This window comes from Paucisalibacillus algeriensis, from assembly GCF_000577245.1.
In the GTDB taxonomy this organism is placed as follows: domain Bacteria; phylum Bacillota; class Bacilli; order Bacillales; family Amphibacillaceae; genus Ornithinibacillus.
The window spans coordinates 629,731-642,554 of the sequence record NZ_CBYO010000022.1; the positions used below are offsets into that span (position 1 = coordinate 629,731).

Below are 12,824 nucleotides of genomic sequence, written 5' to 3' on the forward strand. Positions count from 1 at the left end.
TTTTGTTTGGTAATTTTTATGGTATGTTATCTAGGTTTATGCACAAGTGCCACGGGGACGGCTATTCCAGCGGCAATCGAAACCAAAAAGTGTGCACATTCCCTTTTGATTTTACACCTATTGTACCACGGTGATGCTCAATAATTTCTTTTGATATTGCGAGTCCTAATCCAGACCCTCCAATTTCACGTGATCTAGAATGATCGATACGATAAAAACGTTCAAAAATTCGTTCCTGGTCTGCTTCTGGAATGGGTTTTCCAGGACCAGTTACAGAAAGCTTGTATTCATCCCGAATAATTACTCCTATTATTTTAATGGTTCCTGATTCCTCGTAATAGCGAATAGCGTTGTCCAGTAGGTTACTAATTACCTGTGAAAGTGCACCGTTATTCACGGTAACCATGCTACATTGAACATCTACTTCTACTTTTATTTTTTTTTGTTTTAAAACCCAACGAAACATATCTACAGATTGCTCCACAAGTTTCTTCAAATTAACAGGAAATTTTTCCGAAAAGGTTTGGGTCGAGACGTAATCCCATTCTTTTAATTGTTCCATTTGCTCTACTAATTGCACAAGCCGCTTTGACTCCTCATACAGTGACTGGTATAGCGTTTCGTCCGCTTCAATTACTCCATTTTGTAATGCAAGAAGATACCCATTCAAATTGGATAATGGCGTACGAAATTCATGCGAAAAGTCAGATACTAATTTCTGTCGATGTTGCTCATTATCCTTTAATTGATTAATCAAATCGTTAAATTGATGGATAAGTTCTCCAATTTCCCCCTCTGGTTTCACACGAATAGGGTCTGGATAATTCCCTAGCTTCATTTGTTTCGTGGATTGAATTAAATCCCTCAATGGACGAATCATCTTTCTTGTCAAATAAAAATGCGTCATACTTCCGATAATGATTGTTGAAATACTAAAAATCCATAAATATTGAAAGAGGGTAGCTTCGAACTGTGCTTGTTTTAGGCTACTCATCGTAACTAAACCGTCTGCTAAAATACAGGCAGTATTATAAATTGCCCAACTACTCAAGCCAATAAATGAAGTAATGACTAGTATATTAATAAAGGTCAATCGAAAAAGAAATTGTTTCGGAAGCAATACATTTTGAATTTTATTCAGTAACAAATCTATACCCCATTCCTCGAACGGTAATAATTCGCTTAGGTGAAGCAGGATCTTCTTCTACTTTTCTTCGTAGTTTCTTAATATGTGCATCAATTGTACGATCAAGAATAATTTTTTCAGAATAAGGATAAAGCTGGTCTATTAAATTCTCTCTTGAAATAACTGTATTCGGATTTTCCATCATATAATATAGAAGATTGAATTCGTGCTTCGTAAGCTTTAACTCTTGATTATAAAGCAGCACCTCTCCTTTTCTAGGCTTTATACATAAACCATTGTAAGCAATCTTTTGGCAAAACTGGCCTGTACGACGTAAAACAGCCTCTACATGTGCTACAAGTTCATCCGGATCAAAGGGCTTCACCAAATAATCATCGGCACCAAGATTTAATCCGTTGATTTTATCCTCTGTTCGCGATTTTGCTGAAAGCATAATAATGGAAACCTCATTCCGCTCTTGCTTGCGAACCCAAGTTGTAAATTCTTCCCCACTTACCTTAGGAAGCATTAGGTCTAAAATGATTAAACAGGGATGTTCTGTTAAAAAGACATCTTTTGCTGCTTCACCATCTGGAGCTTCTAGCACATCGTATCCAGCTTTACTTAAATATATGCTGATTAGTTTACGAATCATTAAGTCATCTTCTACCACTAGAATTGTTTGCTTCATCCTCTCACCTCTTGCCCATTATAATACTATATAAGAAGATCACTCCATCTTCTCAAACTCTTGCACCATTAAGTCATAATTCATTGCACCAAGTGCCTTATAACTGATAATACCCTTGGAATCAACCATATAGGTAGTTGGAATTGGTTGTATCATATAAAGAGTTGCCACATCAAGATTAGAATCCATTAAGATAGGAAATGTTAATTTATATTCATCAGAAAAACTCTCTACATCTTCAATACTAGTTTCCGTATCTGTTAAATTAATTGCTAAAATAACAATATCTTTATCTTGATGAAACTGCTCCATATCGGGCATTTCTGCTCGACAAGGCGGACACCATGTTGCCCAAAAGTTAATCATTACACGGTTCCCACGAAAGTCTGATAGTTTCACATTATCACCCGTTAAAGTTTGCAACTGAAAGTCTGGTGCCTTGTTTCCAACTTTCAACCCAATAACTGGCTCATTGTTTTCTTCGGCCTCTCCCTTTTTGGTATCATCTGCTATTTCTTGTCCTTCAACTACGTTTCCACCCTGGTCTGCTATTTTTCCTTTCGAGTCCACAAAATCAAAAACTGCCCAACCTAACATACCGATAATCACGACTATAAGAATCCATTTTTTCATTGAGATTACCTCCTGAATTTATCCTAATCTTGCTAACCATGTATCTTGAACTAAATCCAACAAAAACCCTGAAATACGTGGCATTAATCCAAAGAAAAGAACTAATCCCATGATAATCATTAAGACTGCACCGAATTTCATAATAAGTTGACTGTGTCGGACAATCCACCTCGTTTTTCCAATGAAAAACGTTAGAATAAGAAACGGAATGGAAAAACCGACGACATACATAAGTGTATAAAATATCCCTTGACCAGGGTTACTAGCAGCGAGGAACAGGATAGAACCAAATATAGGTCCGATACAAGGTGTCCATCCTGCAGCAAATCCTAATCCAATAAAGAATGTTCCTACATACCCTACCGGTTTCTTCGTGTAATGGAAGCATCGTTCTCTCATAAGCGATGGAATAGAAATCCATCCAGCTATGAATAAGCCCATGATAATAATAAAGACTCCCGCAATCCGTTGAATCAGCAAACCTGAATCTCCTATTAAGAGTTGTTGTGCCCATTGCCCTAAAAAGGAAGCACTTGCACCTAAGCTAAGAAATACTAACGAAACGGCTAATAGAAAGAAGAAGGAGTGGGTAAATAACTGCCGAACCATCCTACTACTCTTATTACTCTGTAATTCTTTTACACTAATGCCAGTTATGTATGACATATAGGCTGGAAAGATTGGTAATACGCAAGGTGATAAAAAAGATAACGCTCCGGCTCCAATCGCTAATAGCATCCCAGCAAGTAGCATCGTATCTGTCTCAATAATACCCATTATGCATCCCACTTTCTTATTTTATAAGCTAGACTAATAACACAAGTAATGAAAAACACCCCAACAAACCATGGTGCCATTATATAACCAAAGACGGTTACGAAAGGTTGAATAATCCCTAAAAGAATCATTCCAATTGACCAAGCTGTAACCATGACCATCAATAACATCCTGACCTTCATGCGCTCACGGAGGAAAAAGTATAATCCAATTAGAAGTGCTATTAAGATTAAATTACCAAAAGCAAATCGATTATCCTCTATAACAAATTGAATAAATTCGTATACAAACGATCCGATAAGAAATACATGAACAAAGGATTCCAATAAAGGCAGTACCATCATGTTTTTTCGTTTCGATTTATATAAAAGTAATATTGCGGTAAGTACAGTAGCAAAATAAAATGCTTTCGAATTACTTGGATATGCAAGAATTGATAAAGGATCGGATATAAAAATGGTAAGATTTAATACAATCTTTCCAACCCAGATAAAGATTATAAAATTGATTAGGTGCGACATTATCTCCTCTATATGTTTTTTCTTTTGGTCCTTGGTTAGATCATTATTACTAAATAGATAAAAGGAAAGGAATCCAATCGCTATACTAAAGGCTATGATACCTATTGTGGTTAATTTGCTTGCTATCGACATCCATGTTTCCTCACTTTCAAAACTCTGTCCTATTGTATCGTACCCGCCTAATGTGAAAGTTTGATGAAAAGGTGTAATATAAATATAAAAAAAGAACCATCAAGGTAGTTGGAATATCTACCTAAACGATTCCATACAAAAGTTCTAGTTAAATTCTCCGAAATTACTACCTCGTCGTTCCACTTTAACCTGCAAGCAGTCATATTCATTACATCATAGCCTTTGATTTCATTAGAAAGCTACATGAATTACTGCATCTTCCAGCAGAAATATCAGTCAAACATCAGTTCAAATCTACTATTATCATAGCTTCTCATTCATTTGAAACGAACATCTTTATTTAGATGTATATGGAAGTGCTTCTATTTATCACTTTTGAGAACAAATAAAACGGCTGGAACTAGTAACAAGGATATTACACCGCTTCCTACTGATAATACTGCAAAGCTAGAACCTGCCACAACCATGCCAGATAAAGCACCACCAGCTGCACCTGATAACGCTATAAGGACGTCTACTGTCCCTTGTACTTTTGCACGATTGGAAGGTGTTGTACCGTCAACAATTAATGTTGTTCCACTAATTAAACCAAAATTCCATCCTAGACCTAAGAGAATTAATGCAATCGTTAACAGAGTCAATGATTCTGTTGGTGCATATGCTGCTAACACCCCTGAAATGAGCAAGGTGATACCAGCTGCAATCGCCATTGTTTTACGTCCAATTTTATCCACTAGGACACCTGTTATTAGGGATGGTAAATACATGGCTCCGATATGAAATCCAATGATTAACCCTACTGCTGAAAGGCCATGACCATGCCCTCCCATGTGTACTGGAGTCATAGTCATTACTGCCACCATAACAATTTGCGTGACCACCATTACGGTTGCCCCAATAACAATAATATGTTTATTCAATTTTGGAGCTTCTACTGTCTGGTTATTAACTCTAGCTTCCACTTTTTTATTATTAACAGCAAGTGCTTGTGCTATTTTCAGTGGGTCTGGACGCAGTAGTACAAATAGGACCACACCTGCTAGGATAAAAGCAACCCCAGCCAAAATAAATGGCCCTGCTAATGATGGTACGCCAATGGATAGTGCGAACTTGCTCATCACACCGACCAAGTTCGGCCCTGCTACCGCACCGAATGTCGTGGAAACCATCGCCATACTTACTGCAGTTGCACGTTGTTTTTCACTCGCTAGATCTGTTCCAGCGTAACGAGCCTGCAAATTTGTAGCTGTACCCGCACCATAAACTAATAAAGCAATAAAAAGTAGAAGAACATTATCGTAAATGGCCGAAATCACAACACCTACAGCACCAATACCACCAGTAATAAATCCCGAAGCCAGACCTATACGTCGGCCATAGCGTTGTGAGATATTTCCGATGATTAGTGCTGCGACAGCTGAACCTAGTGTAAACAAAGCGATAGGAAGGCCGGCCAACGTGTTGGAGCCAAGCAAATCTTCCGCAAGTAATGCACCTACTGTAATTCCCGCTGCCAATCCTGCACCGCCAAGAACCTGTGCAATAATTATGATAATAAGCGTGCGTTTATATAATTGTTTTTGTTTCTCGGAGTTATCTATATATGATTGAACTAAATCTTTCTGACTTTCCATAAACTTGTTTCCCCCTTACTACAACCCCAATATACCCCAGCGGGTATAATATCTACATCATTATATACCTAAAATGTAAACTATGCAACATACCTTTTCATTATAAAGAAAGCAACGTACGATAACTTATGGTTTTACACAAAAAAAGCCGATTCCAAAATGAAATCAGCTAATCGTCATAATAACAAGACCTAATAGACTAAAGTAATTTCCACTCCATTCCTGTCCTTCTAATGCTAACATTATAATCAATTTGAATATCCATATCCTTATAAATCTCCGCCCAGTTCTCATCTGTTTTGACCGTATTATCCCAATAACTTGGATACTTTGCGCGGATCTTGGCACCTAATCCGAATACAACCGATTTATCGTTTTGTAACTGTTTTAAGAATTTATCAGCCATCTGATTGACTTTTTTAGATGCTTGTTTTTCAATCTCTCGGATAGAGGACAAGTCCAATTGATTGGATTCAATTTCTTCTTCAATCATTGCTTCCACATTAACCTCAAACACAGCCTTTGGTTTTCCATTTTCAATTTTTGTCTTAATTTTCGATTCATGTTCTATTGCCTTAACCATGAAAACCCCTTGATCATTGGGCAGAGAAACAGGGACACTATATCCAGCTGGATTCTTCTCTTTGATGGCCATATAAATTCCTATTTCTATCGGAGAGAATTTATCTATCATTTTGTCTCCTTTGAAATATACCATTCCATCAATAAGAATACGGTTATTTATTAATAACCCTTACCCTTGGAAGAGTTGCATCTACCCCTGTATCAGAAAGATCAATCCAATACCTCCCTAAATATTCTCTAGGTAATTTACCAAACCGTACCGCATTATCAAGTGTATCGGATAAATAGAGTGATGGTACATTTTCAACAGGTGGTGCAGCCTCTAATACTTTTTTTGCATCACTACTATTTACTACCATCCAAGCTGTTCTTCGTACTTCAGGATTTCTTCTAAAGTGCGTGGATACAGAGACAGTTACTTAAAGTAGATCATTTCTGTATAACCTTCATATGCCTTTCTTAATGTCTCTAAATCAAGCTTTGTCTTCATTTGAAGTAATGCTTTCATCACTCTTTCAGCCTTCTCCGTATCTTTATCACTTACCCAGGCATTTAATTGTTCTGGGACTACTTGCCACGAGACACCATATTTATCTTTCAACCAGCCACAAACTTGAGCTTTTTCATCTCCACCTGTAGTAAGTCTATCCCAATAATAATCCAGTTCATCCTGTGACTCGCAATGAATGATGAAAGATATCGCTTCCGTGAATTTATAAATTGGACCACCATTTAAAGCAACAAATTTTTGACCTTCTAATTCAAACTCAACCGTCATGACTTTTCCTTCTGTCCCAACATGCCCTTCTTTTCCATAACGAGTAATTCGATTAATGCTAGAATTCGGAAATATGGAAGTATAGAAATTAACTGCTTCCTCCGCTTCATGGTCAAACCAGAGATTAGTTGAGATTTTATTTATCTTGTTATTCACATTATTCACCACTTTCCTCTACCTAAAATACATATATAACGCAAACGCAATAAGCGATAGCACAATCGCTACAATATATATCCATGATAAACTTTTTACATTCGAAGATATCGATTTCGATTCATATTCCAGGGACCTTTTTAATGCATTCTCAGCCGTGTCCCCTTCCTCTTCATATTGTTTCATTCGGTTTTCTTCTTGCTTTATTACCATAAGTGTCGCAATCAACCCGATTATACATAACACAGCAATGATGACGATAACAATCCATATATCCATGAAAACCCCCCTAATCGATTTATGTTGCTTTACTAATCTTACTATAAACGGGTTTTTAAATAAGCATAAGTTATGAATAAATAATGGCAAAAGGCAGCCCTACTATTGCTCATAAAGCAACACAGATCTGCCCTCATGAATTTCTTACTTGGCATTTTCATCTGGTTGATGAATACCGATAACATTTCCTTCCGTATCAACATAATAACCTTGCCATGCCATACCAGGCAAAGCATACTTTGGCAAAGCAACTTTGCCTCCATTTTCAAGAATCTTGGCTTCAGTAGAATCATAATCTTCTACATTCATCGTACAAGAAAAACCATTCATCGGTTGCCCTGGTTCTGGTGAAGCACCTTTTCGTTGCATTAATGCCCCATCTATCCCGTGTTCGCTTGCATCACCAGTTACAGCCCCAAAGTAAGGCATTCCGGCATAATCGCTCCAATCTTCAAACGTCCAACCAAATACTTCTTCATAAAACTTCTTAGCCCGGTCCATGTCCGTAACATGGATTTCAAAGTGTACTAGTCTTCCCATCGCTACCTCCAACAAATTGATTTAGTTATTTCCTCTTAGTAATTCGATATTAGTTTTGATTTCCCTTCCTATTATTGTAAAAATATTAAGAATTTATTAACTATATTGAGATTTATTTACCCTTACGTTATAACTTATATTACTTTCCTTCCCACAGGAGTCTCCGTATATTTCCGGAGCTAATATATAAAATTATTCGGATCTTCACTTTTATCTTTTAGTTATCCCCAGCCTCTTCTCATTTCTTATTCTTTCTCTCTTCAATGTTCTAAGACAACAATCGAAATGTAGTTTATTTAATACTCTAAACATAATCCTTTGATAGCATTTATTCCATAGCAGTCAACCACAAATCCGTGGCCACTTCCAATTCTTCACTAAGTTCGACTTTTCGATTGTGTAGATTATTAAGCTCGTTGTAATCAATATTCGCTACTTCCATGGCTTCGTCTAAAGCTTCTAATTCTTTTTCAAGAGATTCTATTTTTTCTAGTAATCGTGCTTGATTGATCGATTGCTTTTTCTCGCTTGCTGCTTTTACGGGCTTTATCTGTTTTTTTGCTTCCGTTACAAGCGCATTACTTTCTTGTTCCTGCCTAAACTTCTCTTTTTCATGTCTATAATAATCGTAGTTTCCTAGATAGCTATTTAAAGAAAAGTCTTCCACTGCTATAATACGGTTACTCATTTTATTGATAAAGTAACGGTCATGTGAAATAAAGAAGATCGTTCCTTGAAAGTCTTCTAATGCTTCTTCCAGCGTCTCAATAGAATCAATATCCAGATGGTTGGTTGGCTCATCTAGAATTAATAGATTTACCTCATCATATAATAAAATGGCTAACTTCAGACGGATTCTTTCCCCACCGGATAAATACTTCACTTTTTTAAAGACACTTGATTGATAAAACATAAATTTAGAAAGATACTCTCGTGCTTTCCCCTCTACGATAGAGATATCTTCTCTAAAGACCTCAATTAACATCAACTCCTCATTATTAAATGATATTTTTTGCGGTAAATAGGCTACTTTTACATTTGAACCTAACTCAATTTTCCCCTTGTCCGGGTGTTCTTCACCTAACAGCATTTTCAAGAATGTGGTTTTACCACTACCGTTTGGACCGATAAGACCAACTCTTTCGCCATAATGAACCATGACCCCAGCATCCCTGAATAGTAATCTTTCCCCATAGCTTTTGGTAAGGTCTGTTGCTTTGATGGTCTCTTTTCCAGAGCGCTCAGACTCACTCATGGTCAATCGCATATTTTTTCTTTCAAGTACTGGCTTATCTAGGCGTTCCATTTTCGAAAGTCTTTTCTGGATACTAGCTGCTCTTCTAAAGAACTTATTATTATCAGCACGAATTGCCCAATCTCTCAAGTCTTTTACTTGTTTTTCCATAGTGTTTATCTTCTTTTGTTGTTCACGGTATTGTTCTAATTGAATTCGCAAGTTTTCTTCCTTCTGTTCTACAAAAGATGAATAATTTCCCTTGTAACTTGTAGATTCCATATCCTCAATCTCAACGATTTTTGTTGCGACATGATCCAGAAAATAGCGGTCATGCGACACAATCAGGACAATGCCTTTATAGTTTTTTAAATAATTCTCTAGCCACTCAATGGAATCCATGTCTAAGTGGTTTGTTGGCTCATCTAATAGTAAGATGTTCGGGTTATGGATCAGTAGTTTCCCTAAGATGACGGTTGTTTTCTCACCACCACTTAGGTAATCAAAATCTCGTTGCAGAAAACTTTCATCAAATTTTAATCCCGTACAAACTTTACTTAATTTTTCATCACGTTCATATCCACCCTTCACTTCATACAAATGGACTAAACTACTGTATTTATTAAGTGCTTTTTCAAGAGTACTACCTTCCACCTTTTTCATCTGTTCTTCTTGTTCGCGCATTTGTTTCTCGATTGCGTCTATTTCTTCAAAAGCAAGATTGAGATTGTCCATAACTTTTAGACCATGTGGGTAATCCGGTACTTGTTCTAAATAGGCACTCGTCGCTCCACGGGGTAGTACATGGATTAATCCTTCATCATACCCATAGCTTGTTGTTTGCGGATAACCTGGGTAGTAATTCATCTGCTCAATTCCGGCAATCACTTTAAGAATAGTAGATTTCCCACTTCCATTCACACCTACAATCCCAATCTTATCGCCATCGTAAGCTTCCAGACTGACATCTTCTAACACAAGAGTTGCGTCCATATATTTTTTTATTCCATTCAATTTAAGCTCTAACATATTATTTCCTTCCTTCATCCCTTAGTCCGTTACACCAAATTGGACAGGCTTCAACAAGAATCCTACTACTATTCAGCTGCAAAATAAATAGACCATAAGAAGAAATACTTCTTACAGTCTAAAATAGTCCGTGAAAATAATGAGGCGGCTATATGCTTGAAAAAAAGCAAATACAACTACCCATACGACAAGAACCGGTACAAATCTTCCCCAGTCGTACGATTATGATCTCCGTTTCAGATTAAGTAAGTAACCTTCTAAATTGCCCTGATTTCTATTGGCATAACAAATAAACCTATAAAATAATAGGTGCTTATGCATTAAAAATCCTTATTAATTTGAAAATCAATTAATAATTAGCAATTAGTCGGCATCATGATTACCTAACCCCTTTCGAAATTTATTATATTATTGCACTTTTTTGTTATTTTGTAAATAGGTAATGTAAAAGAACAGGTTCATGATCCTAAGGATTATAAACCTGCCCTATTTTCCAGGAATTATATTTCAATCAAAATAGGCACTATCATTGGTCGCTTCCTGGTTTTCTCTTTGATATACTGCCCTACTAGTTTTTTGATTTGCTTTTTCTTCACATTCCACGAGTATCGATTTGCCTCATGCAATTCTTCGACGGTGTCATGGATGATACGAATCATCCCTTTTCGCAACTGTGAGAAGTTATTGTCAACAAATCCACGTGAAATTATTTCTGGTTCTGCCAACATTTCACCTTCTTGTTTACTCATCGGTAGTATAAGCATGATCATGCCGTCTTCAGAAATTTGTTTACGATCTCGTAGTACAAAATCAATATTTCCCACATCCACCCCATCAACATAAGTGCTTCCAGCTGGGATAGACCTGGTACTGCGGGCAACGGAATTTTCAATATCAACGACGTCACCATTTTTTAAAATAAACACATTTTCTTTTTCTACACCAACAGATTCTGCGAGTAATCGATGATGATGTAGCATTCGATATTCTCCATGGATTGGAATAACATACGTTGGTCTCATCAGTGTCAGCATGAGTTTTAAGTCTTCCTGATAACCATGGCCAGACACATGCATACCTGAACTACTTCCTGAACCATATATAACATGAGCACCTAGCTGGTACAGATTGTCGATAATGGCAGATATATTTTTTTCATTCCCAGGGATTGGACCTGCGGCAAGGATGACGGTATCTTCCGGTAAGATTTCTGCATCGCGGAAGTTTCCTGTAGAAAGGCGACTAAGGGCAGCACCTGGCTCACCTTGACTTCCTGTACATAATATAGTGACCTTTTCTGGCGGATAGTCATCAATTTCGTTTGGTTCGATTAGCATACCTTTGGGGACGTTTAGATAGCCACGGTCCATCGCAACCCCAATCACATTTATCATCGACCTACCAAGTAGTACTAACTTCCGGTTTGTTTTTTCTGAAGCTTGAACAACCTGCTGGACACGGCTAACATTGGAAGCGAAAGTAGAAACAATAACTTTTTGCTTCGCTTTCATAAACATATTCTCTAAATTTTCACCAACCATTTGTTCGGATGGTGTAAATCCTTTTCGTTCCGCATTGGTACTTTCAGATAGTAGCAATAGGACTCCTTTATTTCCTATCTCGGCCATTTTATGTATTTCAGGACGTTCTTGATTGGCAGGAGTTAGATCAAATTTGAAGTCTCCAGTATGCACAATCGTTCCTTCAGGGGTATTGAAGACAATACCTAAGCAATCTGGAATACTATGATTAACTCTGAAAAAGCTAATACTCATTGCTCCAAGTTGGACTACGGAATCTGAATGAATTTCATAAAGCTCGGTTTCCCTTAGAATTCGATGTTCCTTTAATTTAATTTCAATTACTCCCAGAGTGAACCTTGTTGCATAAATGGGTACGTTGATTTTCTTAAGGAAATAAGGAATCCCACCAATATGATCTTCATGACCATGTGTAACAATTAGGGCACGTACCCTATCCTTATTTTCTTCCAGATATGAAATATCCGGAATAATTAAATCAATCCCCAATAAACTCTCATCTGGAAACTTATTCCCACAATCAATAAGAATAATATCCTCACCATACTCAATGCCATACATATTCTTCCCAATCTCATTTAAACCACCAAGGGCAAACACAGATAACAAGTTTTTCATATACATACCCTCCTGCACAATATTATGCCCTTTATTGGTGCCTGTCACTCCCCGAATTTTATCTAAATTTGTCATTTTTATAGTAATTATCGCAAAAAAAGCCGATTGGTTCCGAGTACAAAACCAATCGACTTATATGTGTATCATATTTTCTTCTTTTCGAAGTGCTATTTCATTTGATAATGCTCATATTTTTTTCACAAATTCTGATTTTAGTTTCATCGGGCCAAATCCATCAATCTTACAATCAATATCGTGGTCTCCTTCTACTAAGCGAATATTTTTCACTTTTGTTCCTTGTTTTAACACAGATGAACTTCCTTTAACTTTTAGGTCCTTTATAACGGTGATAGTATCTCCATCGCTTAAGACATTCCCATTTGCATCCTTGATTATGCTACTATCCTCATCATTTTCTGTTTCCTGATTGACCATCCACTCATGACCACATTCTGGGCACACTAACATTGTCCCGTCTTCATATGTATACTCTGAATTACATTTTGGGCAATTAGGTAGATTCATCGCAGGTCCCTCCTCTTGGAAAATT

General features: G+C 37.0%; 14 protein-coding genes. All 14 read right to left on the reverse strand.

All coding sequences use genetic code 11. From position 1 onward, the window contains the following. Positions 1–61 precede the first annotated feature (61 nt). The gene (locus TY11_RS19215) at positions 62–1,147 is read right to left on the reverse strand and encodes a sensor histidine kinase (RefSeq protein WP_042150086.1); all 1,086 of its coding nucleotides are present in this window, start codon (positions 1,145–1,147) and stop codon (positions 62–64) included. After that, positions 1,134–1,817 carry a response regulator transcription factor gene (locus TY11_RS19220; RefSeq protein ID WP_042150089.1) on the reverse strand — a complete coding sequence of 228 codons (684 nt, stop codon included), beginning with the start codon at positions 1,815–1,817 and terminating at the stop codon, positions 1,134–1,136. Before TY11_RS19220 ends, TY11_RS19215 begins: the two co-directional genes overlap by 14 nt. Before the next feature lie 39 nt (positions 1,818–1,856). Next, positions 1,857–2,450 carry a peroxiredoxin family protein gene (locus tag TY11_RS19225; protein WP_042150091.1) on the reverse strand — a complete coding sequence of 198 codons (594 nt, stop codon included), beginning with the start codon at positions 2,448–2,450 and terminating at the stop codon, positions 1,857–1,859. Between the two features lie 18 nt (positions 2,451–2,468). Further along, positions 2,469–3,227 carry a cytochrome c biogenesis CcdA family protein gene (locus tag TY11_RS19230; RefSeq protein WP_042150092.1) on the reverse strand — a complete coding sequence of 253 codons (759 nt, stop codon included), beginning with the start codon at positions 3,225–3,227 and terminating at the stop codon, positions 2,469–2,471. Beyond that, positions 3,227–3,880 carry a hypothetical protein gene (locus TY11_RS20740; protein ID WP_042150093.1) on the reverse strand — a complete coding sequence of 218 codons (654 nt, stop codon included), beginning with the start codon at positions 3,878–3,880 and terminating at the stop codon, positions 3,227–3,229. The genes TY11_RS19230 and TY11_RS20740 overlap by 1 nt, the downstream gene beginning before the upstream one ends. A 362-nt stretch (positions 3,881–4,242) precedes the next feature. Then, positions 4,243–5,514 carry an MFS transporter gene (locus tag TY11_RS19240; RefSeq protein WP_042150094.1) on the reverse strand — a complete coding sequence of 424 codons (1,272 nt, stop codon included), beginning with the start codon at positions 5,512–5,514 and terminating at the stop codon, positions 4,243–4,245. A 199-nt stretch (positions 5,515–5,713) separates the two neighbouring features. After that, positions 5,714–6,208 carry a Ger(x)C family spore germination C-terminal domain-containing protein gene (locus TY11_RS19945; protein ID WP_052345909.1) on the reverse strand — a complete coding sequence of 165 codons (495 nt, stop codon included), beginning with the start codon at positions 6,206–6,208 and terminating at the stop codon, positions 5,714–5,716. 43 nt (positions 6,209–6,251) lie between these two features. After that, the gene (locus TY11_RS19950) at positions 6,252–6,458 is read right to left on the reverse strand and encodes a Ger(x)C family spore germination protein (RefSeq protein ID WP_052345910.1); all 207 of its coding nucleotides are present in this window, start codon (positions 6,456–6,458) and stop codon (positions 6,252–6,254) included. A 56-nt stretch (positions 6,459–6,514) separates the two neighbouring features. After that, positions 6,515–7,033 carry a VOC family protein gene (locus TY11_RS19250; RefSeq protein WP_042150496.1) on the reverse strand — a complete coding sequence of 173 codons (519 nt, stop codon included), beginning with the start codon at positions 7,031–7,033 and terminating at the stop codon, positions 6,515–6,517. Between the two features lie 18 nt (positions 7,034–7,051). Then, the gene (locus tag TY11_RS19255) at positions 7,052–7,312 is read right to left on the reverse strand and encodes a hypothetical protein (protein ID WP_042150096.1); all 261 of its coding nucleotides are present in this window, start codon (positions 7,310–7,312) and stop codon (positions 7,052–7,054) included. A 144-nt stretch (positions 7,313–7,456) separates the two neighbouring features. Continuing rightward, positions 7,457–7,852, reverse strand: a complete 396-nt coding sequence (locus tag TY11_RS19260) for a VOC family protein (protein WP_042150097.1) — start codon at positions 7,850–7,852, stop codon at positions 7,457–7,459. 328 nt (positions 7,853–8,180) lie between these two features. Beyond that, positions 8,181–10,115, reverse strand: a complete 1,935-nt coding sequence (gene abc-f, locus TY11_RS19265; protein WP_042150098.1) for a ribosomal protection-like ABC-F family protein — start codon at positions 10,113–10,115, stop codon at positions 8,181–8,183. Between the two features lie 500 nt (positions 10,116–10,615). After that, positions 10,616–12,274: a ribonuclease J gene (locus TY11_RS19270; RefSeq protein ID WP_042150100.1), complete on the reverse strand. Its 1,659-nt coding sequence runs from the start codon at positions 12,272–12,274 to the stop codon at positions 10,616–10,618. Between the two features lie 186 nt (positions 12,275–12,460). Then, entirely contained in the window at positions 12,461–12,799 is a 339-nt protein-coding gene (locus TY11_RS19275; RefSeq protein ID WP_042150102.1) for a zinc ribbon domain-containing protein YjdM, read from the reverse strand. Positions 12,800–12,824: the final 25 nt, after the last annotated feature.